The sequence below is a fragment of the Ruegeria sp. BC7 genome, assembly GCF_056539165.1.
On record NZ_JBQFUL010000002.1, the window covers coordinates 99,223 to 123,855 of the forward strand.

The window sequence follows — 24,633 nt, forward strand, 5'->3', positions numbered from 1 at the left end:
GGTCTCTCCGATTGATTGCCGCCACACTAGGCAAACAGGCTTTTCTTCGGTATTCCCGTATATTGTCAAACTGTATCAAAAAAAACGAAAAGATGTCCTATCTCGACAATATCCGAACCTTCGTCAGGGTCTATGATCTGGGCAGCATGTCTGCCGCTGGTCGGGACCTGCGCATTTCGCCTGCGGTGACGTCGGCGCGGATTTCCCAGCTTGAGGATCATCTGGGTGTCCGGCTGTTTCAGCGCACGACGCGTAACCTCAGCCCGACCGAGCAGGGGCGGGCGTTTTATCCCGGCGCGGTGGCGGTTCTGGATGCGGTTGACGAGGCCGAGGCGCAGGTGGTTCACCTGACCGAAGCGCCGCGCGGATCGCTGTTCGTCGCGGCGCCGCTGGGTGTCGGGCGCAGGCTGCTTGCGCCGCACGTGCCTGACTTCCTTGAGGAATACCCCGAGATCGACGTTCGGTTGCGCCTGACAGACCGATCCGTTGACCTGACGACCGAAGGGCTGGACCTTGCGTTTTTCATAGGTCAGCCGGAAGACAGCACCCTCCGCATCCGAAAGATCGCGGATTGTCAGAGGGTACTCTGCGCGGCCCCGGACTATGTAAAAAGCCGCGGTATGCCAAAAGCCGGAGCCGATCTGATCTCGGAAAAGCACGAATGTCTGAAACTACGGTTTCCGGGAGCCACAGAATTTCAATGGCTTCTGGACACGCCCGAAGGCCCAAAGCGCTTTGCTGTAACAGGTCGGTTTGAATGTGACGACGGGGACGTTCTGACGGATTGGGCCTTGTCAGGGCAGGGTATTGCAATGAAACCCGTCTTTGAGGTCGCGGATCACCTGAAGGCCGGGCGTCTTGTCCCCGTTGCCACAGGCACGCCGCCGGTTTCGGTCCAGATGGCGTGTCTTTATACGCACCGCAGGCATCAGGACCCAAAGGCGCGGTTGTTCATGGACTTCATGATTGCCCGGATCGGGGACGTTGTCCGCAATTCAGAGGTTTGATCCCTCAACTGCCGCGATAGGTTGAATACCCGTAGGGCGAAAGCAACAGCGGCACGTGGTAGTGCGCTTCGGCGTCGGACATACCGAACCGAATGGGAACTTCGTCCAGAAACAGCGGTTCTTCTGCGGACTGGCCGGTTGCACGTAGATAGTCACCGGCGAAGAAAACCAGTTCATATGTGCCGGCCTTGAAGTCTTCTTTCGGCAGGATCGGGCTGTTTGTGCGCCCGTCCTCGTTGGTTTCGGTCTCGGTCAGTTTGCTTCGGTTCCCTCCCGTGATTTCGTACAGCGCAATTTTCAGCCCTTCTGCCGGGCAGCCGCGCGCGGTGTCCAGAACATGGGTCGTCAGATAACCTGCCACGGGAATCTCCTAATTTCTAATCGTCTCATTGGTTTGCTGTTGCTTATCACACATAGCGCACATGTTTTGTTTGACACAGTCTGGTTTGAATTCCGAAACTTTGGGAATGCCGAAAGAAATGGAAACAGCGTTCGGATTGATTTGATAATCATCTCCACCTTTCTGCGGTAAAGCGTAGGTAATGTGACAAAGACAAGACGGAAGACATCATGCAGCCCCCTCGTTATCCCCGCGACATGATCGGACACGGAGCCAACCCACCAGACGCTAAATGGCCGGGTGGGGCGAAACTGGCGGTCCAGATCGTGCTGAACTACGAAGAAGGCGGCGAGAACTGCGTGTTGCACGGAGACGCCGCGTCCGAGGCGTTCCTGTCCGAGATCGTCGGAGCCGCCCAGTGGCCGGGACAGCGCCATTGGAACATGGAGTCGATCTATGAATACGGATCGCGTGCCGGGTTCTGGCGCTTGCACCGGCTGATGAAGGATTTGCCGATCACCGTTTACGGTGTCGCAACGGCCTTGGCCCGTTCCCCGGATCAGGTGGCCGCGATGAAATCCGCAGGCTGGGAGATCGCAAGCCACGGCCTCAAATGGGTTGAACATAAGGACATGCCCGAGGACGAAGAGCGCGCTCAGATTGCCGAGGCGATCCGTCTGCACACCGAGGTCGTCGGTGAACGCCCGGTGGGGTGGTACACGGGCCGCTGTTCCGAAAACACCGTGCGGCTGGCCGCCGAAGAAGGCGGCTTTTCCTACGTGGCCGACACCTACGCTGACGATCTGCCGTACTGGATGAATACAGGTGGGCGGGACCAATTGATCGTCCCCTACACGCTGGATTGCAATGACATGCGTTTTGCCACGCCGCAGGGGTTTAACTCGGGCGATCAATTCTATGCGTATCTCAAGGACAGTTTCGATGCGCTTTATGCCGAAGGCGAGGCGGGTGCCCCTAAGATGCTGTCGATCGGGCTGCATTGCCGTTTGATCGGTCGTCCGGGGCGGGTCATGGCCCTGAAGCGGTTCTTGGATTATGCGCAGGGGTTTTCGGATGTCTGGTTCGCGACCCGCCAGCAAATTGCCGCGCATTGGGCGGAACAGCATCCTCCTGTTTCGTGGCCCAAACCGTCTGGGATGGACCGAGACGCCTTTGTTGCAGCCTATGGCGGGATTTTCGAACACTCCGCCTGGATCGCTGAACGCGCCTACGAGTTGGAACTGGGTCCGGCCCACGATACGGCGGGTGGCTTGCACAATGCGCTGGCTCGCATGTTCCGATCCGCCTCGGAATCAGAGCGGTTGGGCGTCCTGACGGCGCACCCGGACCTTGCGGGCAAACTGGCACAGGCCAAGCGGTTGACGCAGGAAAGTACGTCCGAGCAGGCATCGGCCGGATTGGACGCGCTGACGGATGCCGAACGCGACGCATTCACGGATCTGAACACGCGCTATACGCAGAAATTCGGATTCCCCTTCATCATTGCGGTGCGCGACCACAACAAGGCTTCGATTCTGGATGCGTTCCAGCGCCGGATCGAACAGGATCGAGACACGGAATTCGCCGAAGCCTGTCGTCAGGTCGAACGTATCGCCGAGTTCCGGTTGCAGGACGTTCTGCCTTCATGACGCGGATTACGGCAACCCTTCTGACACCTGCGGCATTCGCGCCTTTTGGGGATGTGATCGAGGTCGCAGGCGACCCGGACAAGATCATCAATCAGGGTCAGTGTGGCCGGTTCCATGATCGCGCCGCGATGGATTTTTCGGACGGCCGTGCTGGGATCAGCCTGTTCAACGCCAACCCGCGCGCCCTGCCATATCAGTTGGATATGGTAGAGCGTCACCCAGATGGCAGTCAGGCCTTTATCCCCATGACCCATCAGCCTTTTCTGGTCATCGTTGCCCCGGACGAGAACGGCAAACCGGGCGAACCGGTGGCGTTCATTACCTCTCCGGGGCAGGCCGTGAACTATCGCAAGGGCACGTGGCATGGCGTTCTGACGCCACTGCACGGTCCCGGCCTGTTCGCGGTGGTCGATCGGATCGGCACAGGCGCCAACCTTGAGGAATTTTGGTTCGACACGCCCTACGAAGTCGTGTCGTGACCGTTGAAGCCGCAGGATAAGCGGCAGGACCCCCGTGAACCTGACAGAGAGGACAGTAACTCATGGCTGACACTTCAATAGGGACCCCCGAACAGCTTCGAGACCCGAACTATACTCCGGCTTTGCACAAGGCGGTTCCGCTGGGCATCCAGCACGTCTTGGCGATGTTCGTATCCAACGTCACCCCCGCGATCATCGTGGCAGGCGCGGCTGGGTTCGGATTTGGATCCAACTCGCCGGACTTTCCTGAATTGCTGTATCTGATCCAGATGTCGATGCTGTTTGCCGGTGTCGCGACGCTGTTGCAGACAGTCACTCTGGGGCCGGTCGGTGCCGCGTTGCCGATCGTGCAGGGCACCAGTTTTGCCTTTCTTCCCATCATGATCCCGCTGGTCGCGGGTAAAGGTGTCGATGGTCTGGCGGCATTGTTTGGCGGGGTGATCGTGGGCGGTTTGTTCCACGCTTTGCTGGGCACTGTGATTGGCAAAATCCGCTTTGCGCTGCCGCCTTTGGTCACCGGGCTGGTGGTTACCATGATCGGTCTGGCGCTGGTCAAAGTCGGTATCCAATACGCAGCCGGAGGTGTTCCGGCCATTGGGACACCAGAATATGGGTCGGCCCTGAACTGGTCGGCGGCTCTGGTCGTGATCATCGTGACGCTGGCGCTGAAGTTCTTCACGCGTGGGATGCTGTCTGTCTCGGCCGTCCTGATTGGCCTCGTTGCTGGCTACGCATATGCCCTGATGGTCGGGATGGTCACGTTCGAGGCGATCGGCACAAGTTGGGATCGCGCGGCCTCCTTCGCGTTGCCGGTGCCCTTCAAATATGGGTTCGAGTTCTCGTTCGCGGCGATCATCGGTTTCTGCCTGATGGCCTTTGTGTCGGCGATTGAAACGGTGGGCGATGTGTCTGGTGTCACCAAGGGTGGGGCAGGGCGCGAAGCCACAGACAAGGAAATCGCCGGGGCCACCTATGCGGACGGTTTCGGATCAGCCTTGGCTGGCGTGTTTGGCGGCCTGCCGAATACCTCCTTCAGCCAGAATGTCGGGCTGATCGCCATGACCGGTGTCATGAGCCGCAACGTCGTCACGATTGGCGCGCTTTTCCTGATCCTGTGCGGTCTTGTGCCCAAGGTCGGGGCGATCATTCGTACCGTCCCCATCGAAGTGCTGGGCGGTGGCGTGATTGTCATGTTCGGGATGGTCGTCGCTGCCGGTGTTTCGATGCTGTCTGACGTGGACTGGAACCGGCGCAACATGGTGATCTTTGCGATCTCGCTGTCGATCGGATTTGGCTTGCAGCTTGAGCCCAACGCGGTTCAGCACCTGCCTGATACGCTGGGCATCCTGATGAAAAGCGGCCTGCTGCCGGCGGCGCTGATCGCTATCGTCCTGAACCTGATCCTGCCGCACGAACTGGCGGATGAGGCGACCGAAGAAGTCTCGGGCGGGATGTCCGGGCATGGGTCGGGCAGCTTGCCGGGCGAATAGTCAAAAGATAGCGGATCGCAGCGTTCTGCGGTCCGCTCATCCTCGGGCCATTAAGTGCGCCACGTCCAGCATCCGGGCTGAAAAGCCCCATTCGTTGTCATACCACCCGAAAACACGGACTTGGTTTTCGCCGATCTGACGTGTTTCGGGGCCAGCGATGACCAGAGACTCGGGGCGTGTGCGCAGGTCGGACGAGACCAGCGGCTCATCCGTCCAGCCTAAGACTGGCGAGGATGACACCGCCGCGCGCAATTCTGCATCGAACGACTTGGGCGTCATGCCCCGTGCCAGAGTCACAACCAGATCAACCGCCGAAACACTGGCCGTCGGAACCCGAACCGCAGCACCGGAAATGCGACCTGCAAGGTGGGGCAATACCTCGTCAATCAGATGCGTGGCGCTTGTGGTGGTCGGCACCATCGACAATGCCCCCGCGCGAGACCGGGCCAGATCGCCGCGCGGCGCGTCAACCATCGGCTGGCTGTTGGTATAGCAGTGGATCGTGGTCATATGCGCCGAGGCCACGCCCCCGATCTGATCCAGAACCTTGACCAAGGGCGCGAGACCGTTGGTCGTGCAGGATGCGTTCGATACAATCCGAGCCGTGCCCAGTTGATCTTCGTTCGCGCCCAGAACAATCGTGACCTCAGTTGCGGGGGAAGGGCCAGAAATCAGCACCTTGCTTGCCCCTGCAGTTAGACCCTGACTGGCCACGTCCGAGGTTCTGGCAACTCCGGTACAGTCCATAAGGACATCAACGCCGGACAGGTCCACCTGCGACAAGTCCGAACTGTGCGTGACCGGGATCGTGCGCCCGTCTACCACCAGTTCTGCATCACCTTGCGTGACTGTGCCGGGGTAGGGGCCAAACGTGCTGTCGTATTTGAACAGGTAGGCGCAGGTCTCAAGCGGTGCGATATCGTTGATCAGCACCAGCTCAACGTCGTTGTCCTGCGGCTGTGCCAGAAGCTGCCGCAGGATCGTGCGGCCGATCCGACCGAATCCGTTAATCGCGAGTTTCATGCGCAAGCTATGGCAGCGCGTTGCGCCGACCTCAATGCCCGTTTGATCCCGGGGTCAGTTGCAGCTGACTTGCGAGAAGAACTGCCCCGAGATGTTCTGATACATGCTGCCGATAATCGGTCTGCATCCCGTGGCCTGCTGAATCGCGGCAGCGGCCTGAAGCGTACGCAGGCGCGGTGGCGGGCCAAAGGGGTTCAGATTGTTGTTGTCCCGCGTCGCGCGATACACGACCGGCGCATCCGATATCTGCGTCACCGCCCAGGTGCGGCTCATGACGAAAACCTGTTTGGTTTCTTCCTTGGCGACAACAGGGGTTGCCTGAAAAGCAGTCAGGCCAACTGTTGCCGCCAGTGCCAGCATTGATCCGCGCAGTACCATTGAACAATCTCCAGTGCTAAAAACAGGTGTTATTTCACCAGATTCAAGCGCTTCTGTGAAGCCCTGCGCGGGAAAAAGCCGATTTGCCGTCAACGTTTGGTTAAAGACAGCGGCATGTGCCGGTTCACGTCCTTGTATAGCAGATAGCGGAATCTGCCCGGCCCACCGGCGTAACAGGCCTGAGGGCAGAAGGCGCGCAGCCACATGTAATCGCCTGCTTCGACCTCGACCCAGTCCTGATTCAACCGGTAGACGGCTTTGCCCTCTAGTACATACAAGCCATGTTCCATGACATGTGTTTCAGCAAACGGGATGACGCCGCCGGGCTCAAACGTCACGATATTGACGTGCATGTCATGGCGCAGGTCCTGAGGGTCCGCGAACCGGGTTGTCGCCCAGCGCCCTTCGGTTCCGGGCATTGGGATCGGCGCAACGTCGCGCTCATTCGTGATGATCGGATCGGGGGCTGGCAGGCCGGGGACAGCTTCGTAGGCCTTGCGAACCCAATGGAATCGCGCGGTTTCATCGGCGCGATTGTGCAGGGTCCAGTCTGATCCGGCCGGAATATAGGCGTATCCCCCGGTTTCAAGGACGTGGACAGCCCCGTCCAAGGTCAATGTCACGGCCCCTTCGACCACGAACAGAACACCCTGTGCGTTTGAGTCTGTTTCGGGCCGGTCGCTGCCGCCGCCGGGCTGCACCTCCATGATGTACTGAGAGAACGTCTCGGCAAAACCGCTGAGGGGGCGGGACAGAACCCAAAGGCGGGTGTTTTCCCAGAACGGCAAATAGCTGGTTACGATGTCCCTCATCGTGCCCTTCGGGATCACGGCATATGCGTCGGTGAACATGGCGCGGTCGGTCAAAAGCTGATCCTGACCAGGATGACCGCCGGTTGGCGCATAATATGTTGGCTGTGCCATTTCGTGCCTCTCACTCGTGTTTCGGGCACTATGCTGGGATTGCACTTTCGCCTCTAGCGGCAGAGTCGCAATAGGTTTGTTCGGGATTATTTGAAGGTCGCAAGGGGACTTGGCCGCCCATTGCAGGCGGTATAGTCTGATTGGCGAAGTCATTTCAGAAAGGCGAGGTGTTTATGAAACCTCATGCGTTCACAGCATTGGTCTTTGCAACGATTGTATGTGCGGGAACTGCCGTTCACGCGAAACCATTGTCCAGAATCATCGCGGAAATGGGGCTGAGCCCGGCAGACTTCAATGTGGTGAATGCGACAGCGGATTCGATGCTAGCAAATGGTGCGCCTTCGGTGGGCACAGAACGCAATTGGTCCAATCAGGATTCGGGGTCAAAGGGAACCATCCGTGTCCGCGACGTGCGCGACAATTGCGTGCACTTCCAACACTTCATCCAACCCGAAGGTACGGACCAGACCCGAGAGGTCAGAACCCGCAGGTGTCAGGACGCAAGCGGTGCCTGGATTCTGACGCCCTGATAAAAGATCAATACCCGCGCACGCGGTCCACTTCATGCAGCAGGGGTTTACCGGTCGTCAGACGCTGAAAGTTCTCGGCCACATCGCCTAGTGCTTCACCTAAATGCCACCCCGACACATGCGGGGTGATCAATACGTTCGGGTGGGCCCATAACGGGCTGTCCGCTGGCAATGGTTCCGTGCATGTAACGTCGAGAACCGCGTGTCCCGGCGTGCCCTTGTCCAAAGCCGAGATCAGCGCCGTTTCGTCAATCAGATCACCCCGCCCAGCGTTCAGCAGATGGCTGCCCGGCTTCATGGTCGCCAACATTTCCGCATCGAACAATCCGATGGTCTGTGCGGTCGACGGCAAGATCGCGCAGATATGGTCGCATTGGCCCAACAATTCAGGCAAGGCCGCGTCCCCATGCAGGCACGTCACGCCGTCAAGTTGTTTGGGTGAGCGGCTCCAGCCCATGACGTTAAACCCGATCGCACGCAGCATCAGAGCGCTGCGCGCACCGATATGTCCCAAGCCCAGAACCCCGACGGTTTTCTCGGGTGTATAAACCGGTGCCTTGGGCAGCCATTCAGCGTTGCGCTGGGACGCCTCGTGAAATGAGACGTGTCGCTGTTGGTGCAGGATATAGGTCACAAACCACTCGGCAATGCCCTGCGCTGGGGCATCCGGTTTAAGGCGTGCGACGCGAATGTGGTCGGGCAGGTTCGGATGGCCAACAATTGTCTCCACCCCGGCACCCAGTTTTTGAACAAGTTTCAGATTCGGAAGCTGTTGATGCTGATCATCTTTTAATCCGACGACGGCGATCATCGTGATGTCGCTGGCGTCACCGATTGTATCCCGGGTCCTCACGTCCATACCGGGGTGTAATTGCCGGATTTCGCGGGCAATGTCGCTGTCGCTTATCCAGTCGGACAGCCCTGTTTCGATCAACAACCCCATTTGGCCCTCCATTTGTAGCTATTTGTTTCAAGTGACGTATCGTCACCCAACTGGACATCGTGACGGCAGCTAAGTCATTCTCGGTTCAAAGGTAAAGCCCGGACACCGGGTCGGAGGAAGAAAACCCATGAATATGTCATTCGGTCTGCGGGATGAGAACAACAAGCTGTTGCAGCGTGTCAAAGACATGATCCGCGATGAGATCATGCCGCTGGAGGAGGAGTATCACGCGGAAATCGGTAAGGGGGACCGTTGGCAGTACACAGAGCGGCAGGCTGAAATCCTTGAAGGCTTGAAAGCAAAGGCCAAGGCCGCCGGTCTGTGGAATTTTTGGCTGACAGACAGCGACAAGGGATTTGGTCTGTCCACTGTTGAATATGCTTATTTCGCCGAGGAAATGGGAAAGACGCCTTTGGGCGCAGAGGTGTTCAACTGCTCGGCCCCCGACACTGGCAACATGGAAGTGTTCGAGCGTTACGGATCGGACGCGATGAAACAGGAATGGCTCAAGCCGTTGTTGGAAGGCGAAATCCGGTCTGCCTACCTGATGACTGAACCCGAGGTGGCGTCTTCGGACGCGACGAATATCGCCATGTCCTGCAAGTTGGATGGCGACAGCTATGTTCTGAATGGCGAGAAATGGTGGTCGTCAGGTGCAGGGGATCCGCGTTGCAAGGTCTATATTGTGATGGTGAAAACCGGCGGAGATGAACTGCCGGTTCACCAGCGTCAGTCCATGATTGTTGTTCCCGCCAACACGCCTGGAATCGAAATCCTGCGCCCGATGGAGGTTTACGGTCACGACGACGCCCCACACGGGCACATGCATATCCGGTTTACCAACGTACGGGTTCCGGCAGAGAATATCTTGCTGGGCGAAGGGCGCGGGTTTGAGATCGCGCAGGGCCGTCTCGGGCCAGGTCGTATACACCACTGTATGCGGGCAGTCGGGCAAGCCGAAATCGCGTTGGAGAAAATGTGCAAGCGGGCGCTGCAGCGCGAGGCATTCGGCAAGAAGCTGGCGCAGTTGGGTGCAAATTTCGACATCATCGCGGAATGTCGGATGGAAATTGAGATGGCGCGCCTTCTGTGCCTGAAGGCCGCATGGTACATGGATCAGGGTGACGCGCGCGCAGCAGCGCCCTGGATCAGCCAGATCAAGGTCGTGGCGCCTCGGGTCGCGTTGAAGGTGATCGACGAGGCCGTGCAGATGTTCGGCGGGCAGGGCGTCAGTCAGGACACTCCGCTTGCCTCGGCCTGGACACATGTGCGGACGCTGCGTTTGGCGGACGGGCCGGACGCGGTGCACCGCCGTCAGGTCGCACGTACCGAGTTGAAAAAATACACTCAGGAAAAGGTGTGAAGACAGGAATGTACGGCGATCGCGACCTGAGCCAAGAGGCATTTTTTCAACTTCGCTCGGACGGAGTATTTGTCGGCAACGAAGCGGCCCGCGGTCCCTGGTCCGCTGACCATTGTCACGCCGGACCGGTCACCGGCCTTGTCGCACGCGCCGCAGAAACTGAGGTCGGGCCAGACAAGATGCTGACCCGGCTGACGATTGACATGTTGCGCCCGATGCCGCTGTCCGGGCTGCGCGTGGCAGCAGAGACCGAGCGCCACACGAAGACCATGGCAACGACACGGGTCACGGTGCATGATCTGGACGACACCTTGTGTGCCAAGGCGACAACTATGCATCTGGTTCGCCGGGACTTGGGCGCGGTTCCGAATGTGTCTATCGACCCACCTGAACTGGAGGGGGCGGTGTCCGGCCTCTTCCCGATTGGCGAGACGCGCCACAAGCTGACCGGTTTCGCCCACTATTCCGAAGTTCTCTATCCGAAAAACAGCACCCCGGGGCCGGGTCCAAAGGCGATCTGGATGCGCACCCCGCCGTTGCTGCCGGGGGAAGCTCAGTCCCCGATTCAGGCGCTTTGCCCCTTGGCCGACTGCGCCAACGGGATTTCTTGGAACGCGCCGACGACTGAGATGGGGTTCATGAATACGGATTTGACCGTGCAGATTCATCGTGAACCTGTGTCGGATTGGCTTGCTTCTGATTCCGTCTGCCACTGGCAGCCTTCAGGAATCGGAATGTCTCAGGCGGTGCTGTATGACACGGAAGGTCCGATTGGCGCGGCGCTGCAAACGCTGATCCTGTTTCCGCCCACCTGATTGATGGTCGGAATCCGCATGCTTGATGCAAAACGCATTGCCCGACGCGGGCGGGCATCCTATCTTCTGCTCATGCGTTGGTTTGTAACCCTTTTGGCTTGTATGGTGCCGATCCCGGCATTGACCCACCCTCACGTCTTTATCGACACGGGGCTGGAGTTCATCGTGGATGACACCGGCAACCTGACACATGTGCGCGTCACTTGGGCCTATGATGAGTTTTATTCTCTTTTGGTTCTTGAGGATATGAAGCTGGATCAGGACGCGGACGGCGTGCTGACCCCTGCCGAGGAAAGTTTTCTTGCGGGTTTCGATGCGCAGTGGGTCGAGGGGTATAACGGCGATCTCATCGTGTGGGCAGATGGCACACAAGTTGCCTTGTCCGGCCCGTCCGAGGCGTCAGCCACGACCGAGGATGGCCGTATCGTCACGACCCATCTCAGGGCGGTTGAGGGCGCAGCGACATCGGCGGCAAACCTGACGGCCAAAGCCTTTGATGAAACCTATTACACCGCCTACGAAGTGACGCGTCCCGTTACTGTGTCCGGGTCGCAGTCGTGTCAGATTGACCGGATCGAACCGGATATTGATGGGCAGTTGGCCCAGATGCAGGCGTTCCTGCGCACGTTGGACGCCGACTACGACCTTGAAGAAAATGATATCCCGCTCGTCGGCGAAAATTTTGCGACCGAGATTCGTATTTCATGTCCAAATACCTGATTGTACCGGTCGCTCTGGCCATTGGTTTGTTGCTTTGGTTCTGGGGCAGCGGGGGCTTCGACCAGCTTGCTGCTTGGGCGGCTGGTGAGCAGCGCGCTTTCCAGAACCAGATCGCCCGCTCTTTGAGGGCCGCCCGTGCCGAACAGCCCGAGGCTGTCGCGACCTTGCTGACCGTTTGTTTCGCCTATGGGTTTTTCCATGCCATCGGTCCGGGGCACGGCAAGGTGTTGATCGGAGGGTACGGTTTGGGTCGCCGCGTCGCATTCTGGCGCTTGTCGGCGATCAGTGTGTTGTCGAGTCTTGGGCAGGCCGTGACCGCGATCGTGCTTGTCTATGCGGGTGTTCTGGTGTTCCAGATGTCACGGGAAAGCCTCGTGGGAACGACCGAACAGGTTATGGCGCCCATAAGCTATGGCGCCATCGTTGCAATCGGGTTGTGGCTGGTTTTCCGAGCCTTGCGGAGCTTTGCAAGGCGACACAAATCTCAAACATCCCACCACGATCACCATCATCACGACCACGGCGACCACCATCACGACCATCATCACCATAACGGCGAAGTCTGTTCGGATTGCGGCCACCGCCACGGCCCCACCGCCGAGGAGGTTGCCAATGTCGGAAGCCTGCGCGAGGCGCTGATCCTGATCGCCGGTATCGCGGCACGGCCCTGCACTGGCGCGCTGTTTGTGCTGATCCTGACGTGGCAGATGGGTATCGCGATGGTCGGGATCGCCGGGGCGTTTGCAATGGCACTGGGAACGGCGATGGTCACGACTCTGGTCGGCTGGACATCTCTGGGGCTGCGCGGTGGATTGCTTGCCTCGGCCTCGGCCACGCGGTTCGCGCAAGTGCTGGCCCCGACCATCGAACTGGTTGCGGGGCTGATGATTGCCGTTATTGCCAGCGGACTGTTGCTGCGCGCTATGTGAGCTCGTCAAAAACCGGCTGAGGGTAACCGACCCGCGCCAGATAGAGCCCTTGCGGAGGGCATACCGGACCACAAGCCGCGCGATCTGTTGCTTGCAGGGCGACACGCACATCCTCGGGTGTCCATGCCCCCGCGCCAACACGTTCCAGCGTGCCGACAAAGCTGCGCACTTGATTGTGCAGGAAAGAGCGGGCGCGGACGTGAAAGTGAATTTCGGGGCCGGAAAAGCCCTGAACCTGTTCAACCCTCAATTCGTCCAAAGTCTTGACCGGGCTGGCGGCCTGACAGATCGAGGATCGGAATGTCGTAAAGTCATGCCGGCCGATCAGTGTATCTGCACCTGCTTGCATGGCGTCCACATCCAGCCTGTGGTTGATCTGCCAGACCTGTCCGGCGTCATGGGTCGCGGGCGCGCGGCGCATCAGGATGCGAAATAGGTACTGACGTTCCACAGCGGAAAATCGGGCGTGCCAGTCATCCTCGACCCGTGCGGCTTTCACGATCGCTACGGGCTGCGGCTTCAGGTGATAGTTCAACGCTTCTGACAGGCGGAACGGGTCCCACTCTTTGGTCAGATCGCAATGGGCAACCTGTCCCAGCGCGTGCACCCCGGCATCCGTTCGACCGGCGGCGGCAATCGTATGGGCACCGGGCTGGATACGCGACAACGCCTGTTCGATTGCCCCCTGAACGGAGGGCAGCTCTTTTTGCCGCTGCCATCCGGCGAACGGCTCCCCTTGGTATTCGACTTTCAGTGCGTATCTTGGCATGGGCTGCTGGTAACGCGCCGCACCGCAACGGGCAAGAGCGGGAAAGCGCTGGTATGTCAGGTCCGTGCTACCTATTTTGAGAGAAACGAAAAAAGCGGGGCGACAATTTGGTCATCTCTTCCCTGTCAGACAGTCTGGTGCGCGGCCTTGAGAGTGTCGGCGACAGCGTGTCCGAAGCCCTGTTCGAGCCGGTTATCCGTCTGGGCGTCACCGGATTGGCGCGGTCGGGCAAAACGGTGTTCATCACCTCGCTGGTTGCCAATTTGCAGGACCGTGGCCGCATGACCGGTCTGGTGGCCCAGCGCGAGGGTCGGATCAACGCCGCCTATCTTCAGCCGCAACCTGACGACACAGTGCCTCGGTTCGACTATGAAACCCATCTGGCGGCCCTGACCGGCCCGCAACCACATTGGCCGGACAGCACCCGTGCGGTGTCGGAGCTGCGCCTGTCGTTCAAGGTGCGCCCCGCCGGTCTGCTGTCTGGGCTACAAGGGCCGCGGACGGTTCATCTGGATATTGTGGATTATCCGGGCGAGTGGCTTTTGGACCTGGCGCTATTGGACAAGTCTTATGAGGAGTGGTCGACCGAGACGCTGAACCGCATCGCGGGTCGCGCCGAGGCCGACGCGTTTCTGACGCTGGCCAAGGCCGCAGAGCCTGAGGCCGAGCATGACGAACCCAATGCGCTGTCGTTGGCCAAGGCCTTTTCGGATTACCTGAACGCGGCGCGGGACGCAGGATACTATGACTGCACGCCCGGGCGGTTCCTGTTGCCCGGCGATTTGTCGGGGTCTCCGGTTCTGACCTTTGCGCCGTTGCCCGTTGAAGGCAAAGCCCAGCGGCGCAGCCTTCACCACGAGATGGCACGCCGGTACGCGGCCTATAAATCTCAGGTCGTAAAGCCGTTTTTTCGCGATCATTTCTCACGAATTGATCGTCAGGTCGTTTTGGTGGACGCGCTGGGCGCAATCCACAAGGGTCCGCAGGCAGTTGAAGACATGCGGCGCGCGATGGCGGATATCCTGTCGGCCTTCCGACCGGGTCGCAACGCGTGGCTGAGCCAGCTTCTTCTGGGGAAACGGGTCGAGCGTGTCCTTTTTGCCGCGACCAAAGCCGATCACCTGCATCATCTGCAGCACCCCCGCCTGACCAATATCATGGAGGCTTTAACGCGCGACGCCCGCGATCGTGCGAATTTTGCCGGTGCGCAAACGGCGGCTTTGTCACTGGCTGCGCTACGCGCGACGACCGAAGAAATCCGGTCCCATCAGGGGGCAGACCTTCCATGTGTGCGCGGTACGTTGCCCGATGGAAAACACGCGGCCTTCTATCCCGGTGAGTTGCCCGAAGACCCCGCCCGCCTGTTGGGGCCGGCCCGTGACGGCGCAGGTGCGTGGTTGGACGCCGATTATGGCTTCATGGCATTTGAGCCAGCCCAACTGTCATTGCGACCGGGGGATGGTCCGCCCCATATCCGTTTGGATAGGGCCGCGCAGTTCCTCATAGGAGACCGCCTATGACCGTGATCCTGCGTCCAGCCCGCAGCACGGACGCCGGTGCGACCGGTGAAATCCTGCATGGTTTCGCGCTCGAGCATGAGTGGATGCCGGAATTGCATTCGCGCGCCGAGACCATAGCCTTTTGCGGTCGGATGATTGATCAGGACTGGGTAACCGTTGCGGAAACCGATGAGGGCATCGTAGGTTTTCTGGCGTTGAACCAATGCGAAGTTCATTCCCTGTATCTGGCACCCAAGGCTCGTGGGCGTGGGATCGGACAACGTCTGTTGGACGACGCCAAGTCCAAGCGGGCCGAACTGTCCCTGTTTGCGTTTCAGCTAAACCTGCGGGCGTGTCGGTTTTACGAACGTAACGGGTTTGCCGAAGTCGCCCGAAGCGACGGGGCGGATAACGACGAAAACCTGCCGGACATCAAATACGTCTGGAAAAGAAGCGAGGCTGTCGATGGCTAAAGGTCCGGTTGTTTTTGATCTCGACGCCGAAGAGCCTTCGGTTGACGTGTCTACTGCGCCGCCGGTACCGGATGTCGCGCCAGTGCAGGGGCAGGCCATGCAAACGGCGGTCAGATTGGCGGCCAAAAAGCCTTCGGTCTTGTCTCGGTGGTTTTGGGGTTTGGCCGTTGCAGCGGTGGGTGCTGTCGTTTCCATCGCCGCCTGGGATTTTGCCACGTCACTTTTGCTGCGCTCACCTGTTCTGGGTTGGGTCGTAACGGGGCTGTTCGGCGCGCTGGTTTTCGTCGCGCTGCTTATCGCCGTTCGCGAGCTGGCCGCGATTGGCCGGTTGTCTCGCATTGATGGCCTGCGCCGGGCTGCTGACGAAGCGCTGGCCGACGAAGATTTGAAAAAGTCCCGCGACGTTACAGAAAAACTGATCAATTTCTACAAGGGCCGTGACGAAACGAAATGGGGCCGTGACCGGTTGAACGAGCGTATGGGCGAACAATTCGACGCGTCGGGCCTTTTGACACTGGCCGAGGACGAACTGCTGGCCCCGCTGGATGCTGCCGCCAGCCGCGAGGTCGAGGCCGCAGCGCGTCAGGTTGCGACCGTGACGGCTCTGGTTCCGCTGGCTTTGGCGGATGTTGTAACGGCTTTGGCCGCGTCGCTTCGGATGATCCGCAGAATTGCTGAAATCTACGGGGGTCGGGCAGGTTTTCTGGGGGGATGGCGGCTAACGCGCGCTGTGTTCGTGCATCTGGTGGCCACTGGCGCGGTGGCAGTCGGCGACGATCTGCTAGAGCCGGTTCTGGGTGGCTCGGTCCTCAGTAAACTGTCCCGTCGTTTTGGCGAGGGGTTGGTAAACGGCGCACTAAGTGCCCGCGTCGGCGTTGCAGCGATGGAAGTCTGTCGGCCTTTGCCATTCTCGGATCAGCACAAGCCATCGACCCGAGCGATGGTTCAACGGGCTTTGACGGGGTTGTTTTCCAAGACTTGACCTAGCGCAAGGTATTCCTGTCTGCTGGCCTGCATAACAGCGCCGGAGCCAGCCATGACCGAGCACGGACACAGCCATCAGGAAATAGCGGAACGGATCAATGCTCCTCCGGGTCGGGGGGTACTGCGTGATGTGGTCTACGGCGGCATTGATGGGTCCGTGACTACATTTGCAATCGTAGCTGGCGTGGCCGGAGCGGGTTTATCTCCGTTTGTCATTGTCGCGCTGGGCTTGGCCAACGTATTGGCAGACGGTTTCTCAATGGCTGCGGGAAATTATTCGGGCACCAAGGCCGAGTTGGACAACATCCGCCGCATCCGTGTGATCGAGGAACGCCATATCAGCCTTTACCCTGACGGTGAGCGTCAAGAAGTCCGTGAAATTCTGGCGCAAAAGGGACTTTCGGGGCGCGTGCTTGACGAAGCGACCGATGCGATCACGGCCAACCATGAGAACTGGATAAATCTTATGATCGAGGGCGAATATGGCCTCGGAACCGTTGATCCGAACCCTTTCAAAGCTGCGATGGCGACATTCATGGCTTTTCTAGTTGCAGGGATGATTCCGCTTTTGCCGTTTTTGCTGTCCGTCGAGAACGCTTTCACGGTGTCTGTCTGGATGACGATGGGTGTGTTCTTTGCGATCGGCGCGTTGAAAAGCCGTTGGTCGCTGGCCCCTTGGTGGCGGTCAGGGATCGAAACGCTGCTGATTGGCGGTGCGGCCGCGTTGATCGCATATCTTGTGGGGTCGTTGTTCCACCCATAAGGGGCTGGTGTATCGACAGGCAAGGCAACCCGCGCCATTCGCCGCAGGGGGCGGAACCTCTGGACCATCCGATGCGGGCGTCCTATAAGCGCCGCCATGTATGACCGGATGGCCATCATTATCCGAATTATATCCCCGGCGCTCTGATATCCTGAGACGCCGGGCAAAGGTGTTTGAGACTTCGCACCGACCGCTTCGATCCACACGACGACCAGATCATCCAAAGGACGCCCCCAATGTGCGCCGAAACACCTGATTACAAAGATACGCTGAACCTGCCCAAAACCGATTTCCCCATGCGCGCTGGCCTGCCCAAACGCGAACCCGCATGGCTGGAGCGTTGGGAGAAGATCGGCGTCTATGACCGTCTGCGCGAGAAAAAAGGCCGCACGCCCTTTACGCTGCACGATGGCCCTCCTTACGCGAACGGTCACCTGCATATCGGCCACGCGCTGAACAAGACCATCAAGGACATGATCGTGCGGAGCCATCAGATGATGGGCCACGACGCGCGTTACGTGCCCGGCTGGGACTGCCACGGCCTGCCCATCGAATGGAAGATCGAGGAACAGTACCGCAAGAAGGGTAAGAACAAAGACGAAGTGAACGTCGTCGATTTCCGTCAGGAATGCCGCAAGTTCGCCGAGGGCTGGATCGACATCCAGCGGGAAGAGTTCAAACGTCTGGGTATCACCGGCAACTGGGCCGATCCCTACATCACAATGGACTATCACGCCGAGGCTGTGATCGCCGACGAGTTCATGAAGTTCCTGATGAACGGCACGCTCTATCAGGGGTCAAAGCCTGTGATGTGGTCGCCCATCGAAAAAACCGCCTTGGCCGAGGCCGAGGTCGAGTATCACGACAAGGAAAGCTTCACCATCTGGGTGAAGTTCAAGGTCGTGAATGCGGGCGATCTGGATGATGCGTTTGTCGTGATCTGGACGACGACCCCGTGGACGATCCCGTCAAACAAGGCCGTGGTCTACGGCAAGGACATCTCGTATGGCCTTTACGAAGTCACAGGCGCGCCCGACGAATGCTGGGCCAATGTGGGTGACAAGTTCCTGCTGGCCGATAATCTGGCCGCCGACGTTCTGGGTCGTGCGCGCCTGAACGACGACCAGTGGACCCGCGTGCGTGACGTGACCACCGATGAGCTGGAGGGCGTCCAACTGACCCACCCGCTAGCCGGGGCCGAGGGCGGCAATGGCGAATGGGACGACATCCGCGACTTCCGCGCCGCTGAGTTTGTGACCGATACCGAAGGGACCGGTTTCGTCCACTGTGCGCCCTCGCACGGGATGGAGGAATTCGAGCTGTACCGCGACTTGGGGATGCTGGAACAGGTCATCACCTATAACGTGATGGACGATGGCAGCTTCCGCGCCGATCTGCCGTTCTTTGGCGGCAAATACATCCTGTCCCGCAAGGGTGGTGAGGGTGACGCGAACAAAGCCGTCATCGACAAGCTGGTCGAGGTCGGCGGGTTGCTGGCGCGTGGCAAGATCAAGCACAGCTATCCGCATTCGTGGCGCTCAAAGGCTCCGATCATCTATCGCAACACGCCGCAGTGGTTTGCATCCGTAGACCGCAAGCTGGACGATGGCATGGGCGAGATGGGCGATACCATCCGTGAACGTGCGTTGCGGTCCATCGACGAGCTGGTCAAATGGACTCCGCAGACCGGTCGCAATCGTCTGTATTCCATGATCGAGGCCCGCCCGGATTGGGTTCTGTCGCGTCAGCGCGCCTGGGGCGTGCCGCTGACCTGCTTTACTAAGAAAGGCGCTCTGCCCACCGACGCGGATTACCTGCTGCGCAACGCCGATCTGAACGCTCGCATCAAGGCGGCATTCGAGAAGGATGGCGCGGATATCTGGTACACCGAAGGGTTCAAGGAACAGATGCTGGACGGCATCGCCAACCCCGAAGACTATGATCAGGTGTTCGACGTCCTGGATGTGTGGTTCGACTCAGGCTCGACCCACGCCTTCGTTCTGCGTGACCGTGAGGATGGCACCGAGGACGGCATCGCCGACGTCTATATGGAAGGCACAGACCAGCACCGCGGCTGGTTCCATTCGTCGATGCTGCAGGCTTGCGGCACCAAGGGCCGCGCACCTTATCGCAACGTGGTGACACACGGGTTCACGCTGGATGCCAAGGGCAACAAGATGTCCAAATCACTGGGCAATACCATCGTGCCGGAGGAGGTCGTGAAGCAATACGGCGCCGATATCCTGCGCCTGTGGGTGGCTCAGACCGATTATACCGCCGACCAGCGGATCGGGCCGGAGATTCTGAAAGGCACCGCCGACAGCTATCGCCGCCTGCGCAATACCATGCGGTTCATGCTGGGCTCGCTGGCAGATTTCACCGAAGCCGACCGGGTCGCGCCCGAAGATATGCCGCGTCTGGAACGTTGGGTGCTGAGCCGTCTGGCCGAGCTGGATGAACAGGTGCGCAAGGGCTATGCCGCGTTCGATTTCCAGGGCGTGTTCAGCGCCGTGTTTACTTTTGCTACGGTCGATCTGTCCTCGTTCTATTTCGATGTGCGCAAGGATGCGCTGTATTGCGATGGTGACAACCTGCGCCGCCGCGCTGCGCGCACGGTTCTGGACATCCTGTTCCACCGTCTGACCACGTGGCTGGCACCGGTTTTGGTGTTCACCATGGAAGAGGTCTGGCTGGAGCGTTTCCCGGGCGATGACAGCTCGGTCCATCTGGTGGATTTCCCGGATACGCCTGCTGATTGGCGCGATGCTGACCTTGAATCCAGCATGGCCAAGATCCGCCGCGTCCGCCGTGCTGTGACTGCCGCACTGGAGATTCAACGTCAGGAGAAAGTCATCGGCTCAAGTCTTGAGGCCGCACCGATCGTGCATGTCGAAGACACCGAGGTGCGTGATCTGCTGGCGACCTTCGACGTGGATGATCTGTGCATCACCTCGGGCTTGACCGTCACCGGTGATCCAGCCCCGGCCGAGGCGTTCCGTGTGCCAGAGATCGAAGGTGTTGCGGTGGTGTTTGAAAAAGCCGAGGGCGAAAAATGCCAACGCTGCTGGAAAATCCTGCCGGATGTGGGGCGCCATGCGCATGACGGCGTGTGTGGGCGCTGCAACGAGGCTTTGGGATAAGTTTCGGGATTTTGCGAGGCTCTGCCTCGCGCTCCGAAGTATTTATGAACAGAAGAAGCATGGGGCGCGACCTGTTTGGGGTTGCGCCCTTTGTCAAAACGCGGTCAGCATTTGGCTATGCCGATGATTGCTGTTGATACGCGATTTGGATGCCTTGGGGTCGAAGAGACGGACGGGGCGATCACGCGTCTGATCTGGAATGGGCGAAACGCGGGTGAGGCGTCGCCGGTTCTGAAGGAGGCCGCGGCGCAACTGAAGGCTTATGATCAGGGGCGGTTAGAGCGGTTTGATCTGCCCTATCGTGTTGCGGGATCCGAGTTCCAGCGACAAGTCTGCGATCTGATGTTTGCCATACCCTTGGGTGAGACTAGAACCTATGGCGAGATCGCCAAAGAGTTGGGCCAACCGCCGCAACCGGTTGGGCAAGCCTGCGGAGCGAATCCGATTCCGGTGATCATCCCCTGTCATCGCGTGTTGGCCGCGAACGGGTTGGGCGGTTTCTCAGGCGAAGGCGGGGTTGAGACCAAGGTCGCTTTGCTGCGTCATGAACGGGCCGCCGGTTTGCTGATCTGAGTCGCGGATTTCTGTTGCAATCCCGGTGCTTGAGGCCCAACTTGTATCAGATAGAGAATTCAAAGGACCGAATGGTATGACTGCTCAATCAGACTCGGCTGCCCGCAAGAAGGCAATCATCGACCGCCTGATGTCGTTGGAAGCGCAGGAGCTTGCGACTGCGCAGGCGCATTATGATGCGTTTCTGAAGGACTCGCAGTTGGATGATCGCGAAGGTCACGATAAGGATGACATCGCGGCGTCACGAGAGAATGCGGACCTTGCCGCGGCTTTTGACGCGCCGGTTCACGCCCATCATGCCAAGATTGACGTGATCGAAAATACCGATTTCAGCGTGACTGACACGGTGCAGCCCGGTGCTGTTGTCCAGTTCAACAATCGCCGTTTCGTGGTCTGTGTCTCGACCACTCGGTTCGATGTCGATGGCAAGACCTACATGGGTATATCGACCCAAAGCCCGATCTATCTGGCCATGACGGGGCTTCGGCAAGGTGACGTGTTTACCCATAATGGGACTGAATTCGAGGTTCAGGAAGTTTTGTAATCCCGGCTTCTGCGCGGCGGGATCACCTGCTGCGCGATGCCTGCTGAAACCAGATACAAGCTGGTAACAACCAGGCCCCAATGCGCCCAGCTTTCGGGGTGGAAATCCACCCATGCGGCCCAGCCTGCAAAGAACGTCCATGCAAGCGCCATCGGCAAGGTCAGGCTGCGCCAGCGTTCGGTGCGCACGGGGTGAACGAATTTGAGCGGCAGGAACATCGCCAGCGACAACAACGATACAAGCAGCAGGATAACCCAAAAATTAGGCTCGAGCGCGAAGACCACGATGACGAACATGTTCCAGCACCCGGGGAAGCCGGAAAAGGAATTATCCTTTGTTTTCATGCGTGTGTCTGCGAAGTACATGGCGCTGGCGAAGGTGATCACGATAATTGCGAACCAGCCGGTCCATCCGTCCATCAGGCCGGATTTGAACAGCGCAAAGGCCGGGATGAACACGTAAGTCAGATAGTCGATGATCAGATCCAGAAGAACTCCGTCGAATTCGGGGGCGTTCTTTTTGACGTGGTAGTGCCGGGCGAGAGGGCCGTCGATACCGTCTACAACGAAGGAAACCACAAGCCACAGGTACATGAGGCTCCACTTCTCTTCTACGGCGGCCAACATTGCCAGCATTGCAAATACGGCGCCGGTCGCAGTGAAGAGGTGGACGGAAAGAGCTTTGAATCTGAGTGTCATGCGTGTCTCTTGAACGATGCTTGGCCCAGATGCAAACCAAAAGCCCGGTTGACGCGAGTTGCCATGCGTCAGGCTTTGGGGTGGGCGCGATTATAGACTTCCATCAACCGTGCAGTGTCTACGGCAGTGTAGGCTTGGGTTGTCGACAACGAGGCGTGGCCGAGCAACTCTTGAATGGCCCGTAGATCGCCTCCTGCGGTCAGCAGGTGGGTTGCGAAACTGTGCCGCAATGCGTGAGGTGTTGCAGTCGCTGGCAAGCCAAGCTGGGCCCGCGCCCGGGCCATGACGCCTTGAACGGCCTTGGGGTTCAGCGGACCGCCGCGCACGCCGCGAAACAGCGCCTCGTTCTTGGATTGCGGGTGGGGGCAGAGTTCAAGATACCGGTCCACCGCGGCGCGGGCGGCTGGTAGAACGGGAACGACTCTTTCCTTGTTTCCTTTGCCGACGACACGTAGCGCCTTGGCAAGAGGGGCGTCGGCACCGCTCAGCGAGAGAGCCTCGGAAATTCGCAGGCCGCACCCGTATAAAAGCGTGACAACGGCGACATCGCGCGCTGAAACCCAGTCATTTTCGGACTGCAATTCGACCGTTTCGATCATTGCGCGAACCGCGTCTTCGGCGATTGGGCGAGGGAGTTTCTTTGTAAACTTGGGGGCGCGGGTAGACAAAACGGCAGTGGGTTCAAACCCTTCGCGTTCGGCCAGCCATCGATAAAAGCTTTTGACGGCGGATAATTTGCGGGCCAGAGATCGCGCACCAACGCCAGATGCGCGCTGATCCGCCATCCACGCACGCATGTCTGACACGGTGATCCGAGACAGGGCCGCCAGACCCGAACGCTCGTTATGATGCAGAGTCATGAAGGACAGGAAGTCGGTCACGTCCCCGCGATAGGCTGTTTGCGTGTTCTCTGACCTGCCAGAAAGCGCCCCCAGGCTGTCCAGCCATAGCTGCAATGCATCGCGGCAGGCCGGAGAGATCAGGCTCACGACAGCCAGTTGCGCATCGAACGCTCGAAGACGCCCGAGAAGAACGTCAATAGATCGGTGCCCAGTTGCGGCGAGAAGTGATTTGGGTCCTTCGCGCTCATGATGATCATGCCGGGCAATCGGCCTTCACCCAGGTCCAGGCGTAGACATGCTTCGGACCGCAAATGATCGGCGTCTTTGCCAAATATCCGATGCGTGGGATGAATGATCTCGCGCAGGACGACCTCACGAGCCGGGCCGCTGCGATCAAAGGTCAGGTAGTTATCTACAAAGCCGGGCTCCACCACGGCGAGCACACCGCCCATCTTTTCGATCGCGGGGTCTTCCTGCACGACGGCTGTTTCCAGAACCAGAGTGATGCGGTCAACGCGCAAAATATCAGCAACGTCAGAGCCAAGCGTGCTTAGGAAGCCCTCGAAATCAACGGGTTCAAGCAGGCGCAGGATCGCGCGATGGACCTGATTGGTGCCTGCGAGGTTCTCATAGGCTGCGGCGATGACGGACTTGTGGGTGTCCTCGAGCCTGTCCAGCCGCGCTTCGAGCCTTTGCATGGCTATGCCGCGCAGGTCGATAATGTTGTCTCCGCGTGCTTCCTCATTGGCAGTGACGAGGGCCTGCATCAGGTCCTTGTCATCCAACACGGCGTAAGGCTCGGCCAGAATAGCCTCGCGGAGAGTGTCCTTGAGTTTGGTATTACTGCTCATGTCCCGTCCGGTCTTTTTTATGTTTTGCCGCGTTATAACACGGCTTGGCGAATTTGCCTTGGGAAAAATGCCAAAGTGACCGGATTTCGAGCGTTTGGGGGAACTCCCGCCTGTCTGGGCCTGATCAGAGATCAGGTTCCATGCAGTTGGGCCGGGCGCGGTGCCTGACGGCACCGCGCGGTCGTGTGGACAATCAGAGGATTTTCTGACCGGTTTTGGCCCAGTCAGCAAGGAAGGTTTCAAGCCCCTTGTCGGTTAGCGGGTGATCAGCCAGCTTTTTGATGACAGCGGGTGGGGCGGTGATCACGTCGGCACCGATCCGGGCGCTGTCGGTCACATGGTTTACGGTGCGGATCGAAGCCGCAAGGATTTCAGTCTCGAACCCGTAATTGTCATAAACCTGACGGATGTCAGCGATCAGGTCCATGCCGTCGAGGTTGATATCGTCCAGACGACCGATGAAGGGCGAGATGAAGGTCGCGCCTGCTTTGGCCGCCAGAATCGCCTGATTGGTCGAGAAACACAGCGTCACGTTGACCATCTGGCCTTCGTCGCTGAGGGTTTTGCAGGTTTTCAGACCGGCCCAGGTCAGCGGAACTTTCACAGCAATGTTGGGCGCAATCTTGGCCAGCTTGCGGCCTTCGGCGATCATGTCGTCGGCTTCGGTCGCGACGACTTCGGCGGATACCGGGCCGTCGACCAGATCACAGATCTCTTTGGTGACTTCCAGGATGTCGCGGCCCGATTTCAGGATCAGCGAGGGGTTGGTGGTCACGCCGTCCACCATGCCCAGATCGTTCAGTTCGGCGATGGCGTCGATCTCGGCTGTGTCTACGAAGAATTTCATGAGGGCAGTCCTTTGATGGGTTGGCCTTGGTCGCGGATGCCTTTACCTCAAAGAGACCCAC

General features: G+C 59.2%; 26 protein-coding genes. 16 read left to right on the forward strand and 10 right to left on the reverse strand.

Features of this window, described 5'->3' with window-relative positions; genetic code table 11:
• The first annotated feature begins 92 nt into the window (after window positions 1–92).
• Entirely contained in the window at window positions 93–1,007 is a 915-nt protein-coding gene (locus ACR0KS_RS05465) for a LysR family transcriptional regulator (protein ID WP_170565711.1), read from the forward strand.
• A 4-nt stretch (window positions 1,008–1,011) separates the two neighbouring features.
• On the opposite strand, the gene uraH is transcribed toward ACR0KS_RS05465, so the two are convergent.
• The gene (uraH, locus tag ACR0KS_RS05470) at window positions 1,012–1,368 is read right to left on the reverse strand and encodes a hydroxyisourate hydrolase (protein WP_170565708.1); all 357 of its coding nucleotides are present in this window, start codon (window positions 1,366–1,368) and stop codon (window positions 1,012–1,014) included.
• 209 nt (window positions 1,369–1,577) lie between these two features.
• Here uraH and puuE point away from each other — a divergent pair, with 209 nt between their 5' ends.
• The 3 genes from puuE to ACR0KS_RS05485 all read left to right on the forward strand — a co-directional run bounded on the left by puuE (window position 1,578) and on the right by ACR0KS_RS05485 (window position 4,965).
• Window positions 1,578–2,996, forward strand: coding sequence for an allantoinase PuuE (gene puuE, locus ACR0KS_RS05475; RefSeq protein WP_170565704.1), 1,419 nt, complete (start codon window positions 1,578–1,580; stop codon window positions 2,994–2,996).
• Window positions 2,993–3,475, forward strand: coding sequence for an ureidoglycolate lyase (locus ACR0KS_RS05480; protein WP_170565700.1), 483 nt, complete (start codon window positions 2,993–2,995; stop codon window positions 3,473–3,475). The genes puuE and ACR0KS_RS05480 overlap by 4 nt, the downstream gene beginning before the upstream one ends.
• A 62-nt stretch (window positions 3,476–3,537) precedes the next feature.
• Window positions 3,538–4,965 (forward strand): nucleobase:cation symporter-2 family protein, encoded by a 1,428-nt coding sequence (locus ACR0KS_RS05485; RefSeq protein ID WP_170386162.1) that lies wholly within the window; start codon window positions 3,538–3,540, stop codon window positions 4,963–4,965.
• A 36-nt stretch (window positions 4,966–5,001) separates the two neighbouring features.
• On the opposite strand, the gene ACR0KS_RS05490 is transcribed toward ACR0KS_RS05485, so the two are convergent.
• From ACR0KS_RS05490 to ACR0KS_RS05500, 3 genes are all read right to left on the reverse strand, one after another.
• Window positions 5,002–5,988: a glyceraldehyde 3-phosphate dehydrogenase NAD-binding domain-containing protein gene (locus ACR0KS_RS05490; RefSeq protein WP_170565696.1), complete on the reverse strand. Its 987-nt coding sequence runs from the start codon at window positions 5,986–5,988 to the stop codon at window positions 5,002–5,004.
• Between the two features lie 54 nt (window positions 5,989–6,042).
• Entirely contained in the window at window positions 6,043–6,366 is a 324-nt protein-coding gene (locus ACR0KS_RS05495; protein ID WP_170414229.1) for a hypothetical protein, read from the reverse strand.
• A gap of 89 nt (window positions 6,367–6,455) precedes the next feature.
• Window positions 6,456–7,289, reverse strand: coding sequence for a bifunctional allantoicase/(S)-ureidoglycine aminohydrolase (locus ACR0KS_RS05500; RefSeq protein ID WP_170565693.1), 834 nt, complete (start codon window positions 7,287–7,289; stop codon window positions 6,456–6,458).
• Between the two features lie 173 nt (window positions 7,290–7,462).
• Between ACR0KS_RS05500 and ACR0KS_RS05505 the strand changes: the two genes are divergently transcribed.
• Entirely contained in the window at window positions 7,463–7,819 is a 357-nt protein-coding gene (locus ACR0KS_RS05505) for a hypothetical protein (protein ID WP_170484474.1), read from the forward strand.
• A gap of 7 nt (window positions 7,820–7,826) precedes the next feature.
• Here the strand turns inward: ACR0KS_RS05505 and ACR0KS_RS05510 are convergent, their stop codons facing one another.
• Entirely contained in the window at window positions 7,827–8,762 is a 936-nt protein-coding gene (locus tag ACR0KS_RS05510; RefSeq protein WP_170565690.1) for a 2-hydroxyacid dehydrogenase, read from the reverse strand.
• 127 nt (window positions 8,763–8,889) lie between these two features.
• On the opposite strand from ACR0KS_RS05510, the gene ACR0KS_RS05515 reads away from it, so the two are divergent.
• From ACR0KS_RS05515 to ACR0KS_RS05530, 4 genes are read left to right on the forward strand one after another with little or no spacing between them, the layout of a single operon-like run.
• On the forward strand, window positions 8,890–10,125 hold the full coding sequence (locus tag ACR0KS_RS05515) for an acyl-CoA dehydrogenase family protein (protein WP_170565686.1): 1,236 nt from the start codon (window positions 8,890–8,892) through the stop codon (window positions 10,123–10,125).
• Window positions 10,122–10,940: a thioesterase family protein gene (locus ACR0KS_RS05520; RefSeq protein ID WP_480693145.1), complete on the forward strand. Its 819-nt coding sequence runs from the start codon at window positions 10,122–10,124 to the stop codon at window positions 10,938–10,940. The genes ACR0KS_RS05515 and ACR0KS_RS05520 overlap by 4 nt, the downstream gene beginning before the upstream one ends.
• An 18-nt stretch (window positions 10,941–10,958) precedes the next feature.
• Window positions 10,959–11,660 (forward strand): DUF1007 family protein, encoded by a 702-nt coding sequence (locus tag ACR0KS_RS05525; RefSeq protein ID WP_480693146.1) that lies wholly within the window; start codon window positions 10,959–10,961, stop codon window positions 11,658–11,660.
• Complete coding sequence (locus tag ACR0KS_RS05530; RefSeq protein WP_170565683.1) at window positions 11,645–12,589, forward strand: HoxN/HupN/NixA family nickel/cobalt transporter; 945 nt, start codon at window positions 11,645–11,647, stop codon at window positions 12,587–12,589. The genes ACR0KS_RS05525 and ACR0KS_RS05530 overlap by 16 nt, the downstream gene beginning before the upstream one ends.
• Here ACR0KS_RS05530 and truA read toward each other — a convergent pair.
• Window positions 12,582–13,358, reverse strand: coding sequence for a tRNA pseudouridine(38-40) synthase TruA (gene truA / locus ACR0KS_RS05535; protein WP_170565680.1), 777 nt, complete (start codon window positions 13,356–13,358; stop codon window positions 12,582–12,584). The genes ACR0KS_RS05530 and truA overlap by 8 nt on opposite strands.
• Before the next feature lie 107 nt (window positions 13,359–13,465).
• On the opposite strand from truA, the gene ACR0KS_RS05540 reads away from it, so the two are divergent.
• The 7 genes from ACR0KS_RS05540 (at window position 13,466) to ACR0KS_RS05570 (ending at window position 21,334) form a co-directional block, all read left to right on the forward strand.
• Window positions 13,466–14,878 (forward strand): YcjX family GTP-binding protein, encoded by a 1,413-nt coding sequence (locus tag ACR0KS_RS05540; protein ID WP_170565677.1) that lies wholly within the window; start codon window positions 13,466–13,468, stop codon window positions 14,876–14,878.
• Window positions 14,875–15,330, forward strand: a complete 456-nt coding sequence (locus ACR0KS_RS05545; RefSeq protein ID WP_170565673.1) for a GNAT family N-acetyltransferase — start codon at window positions 14,875–14,877, stop codon at window positions 15,328–15,330. The genes ACR0KS_RS05540 and ACR0KS_RS05545 overlap by 4 nt, the downstream gene beginning before the upstream one ends.
• Window positions 15,323–16,312 (forward strand): YcjF family protein, encoded by a 990-nt coding sequence (locus ACR0KS_RS05550; protein ID WP_170565670.1) that lies wholly within the window; start codon window positions 15,323–15,325, stop codon window positions 16,310–16,312. Before ACR0KS_RS05545 ends, ACR0KS_RS05550 begins: the two co-directional genes overlap by 8 nt.
• Before the next feature lie 54 nt (window positions 16,313–16,366).
• Window positions 16,367–17,077 (forward strand): VIT1/CCC1 transporter family protein, encoded by a 711-nt coding sequence (locus ACR0KS_RS05555; RefSeq protein WP_170565666.1) that lies wholly within the window; start codon window positions 16,367–16,369, stop codon window positions 17,075–17,077.
• A 236-nt stretch (window positions 17,078–17,313) separates the two neighbouring features.
• Complete coding sequence (ileS, locus tag ACR0KS_RS05560; RefSeq protein WP_170565663.1) at window positions 17,314–20,217, forward strand: isoleucine--tRNA ligase; 2,904 nt, start codon at window positions 17,314–17,316, stop codon at window positions 20,215–20,217.
• A gap of 117 nt (window positions 20,218–20,334) precedes the next feature.
• Window positions 20,335–20,790: a methylated-DNA--[protein]-cysteine S-methyltransferase gene (locus ACR0KS_RS05565; RefSeq protein WP_170565660.1), complete on the forward strand. Its 456-nt coding sequence runs from the start codon at window positions 20,335–20,337 to the stop codon at window positions 20,788–20,790.
• A gap of 76 nt (window positions 20,791–20,866) precedes the next feature.
• Window positions 20,867–21,334, forward strand: coding sequence for a hypothetical protein (locus ACR0KS_RS05570; protein ID WP_170565657.1), 468 nt, complete (start codon window positions 20,867–20,869; stop codon window positions 21,332–21,334).
• Here ACR0KS_RS05570 and ACR0KS_RS05575 read toward each other — a convergent pair.
• The 4 genes from ACR0KS_RS05575 to fsa form a co-directional block, all read right to left on the reverse strand.
• Window positions 21,319–22,032, reverse strand: coding sequence for a CDP-alcohol phosphatidyltransferase family protein (locus tag ACR0KS_RS05575; protein ID WP_170565654.1), 714 nt, complete (start codon window positions 22,030–22,032; stop codon window positions 21,319–21,321). The two genes, ACR0KS_RS05570 and ACR0KS_RS05575, sit on opposite strands and share 16 nt — an antisense overlap.
• A 68-nt stretch (window positions 22,033–22,100) precedes the next feature.
• Entirely contained in the window at window positions 22,101–23,021 is a 921-nt protein-coding gene (locus tag ACR0KS_RS05580) for a tyrosine recombinase XerC (RefSeq protein ID WP_170565651.1), read from the reverse strand.
• Window positions 23,018–23,725 (reverse strand): DUF484 family protein, encoded by a 708-nt coding sequence (locus tag ACR0KS_RS05585; RefSeq protein WP_170386213.1) that lies wholly within the window; start codon window positions 23,723–23,725, stop codon window positions 23,018–23,020. Before ACR0KS_RS05585 ends, ACR0KS_RS05580 begins: the two co-directional genes overlap by 4 nt.
• Window positions 23,726–23,918: 193 nt before the next feature.
• Window positions 23,919–24,572 (reverse strand): fructose-6-phosphate aldolase, encoded by a 654-nt coding sequence (fsa, locus tag ACR0KS_RS05590; RefSeq protein WP_152457215.1) that lies wholly within the window; start codon window positions 24,570–24,572, stop codon window positions 23,919–23,921.
• Between the last annotated feature and the right edge of the window lie 61 nt (window positions 24,573–24,633).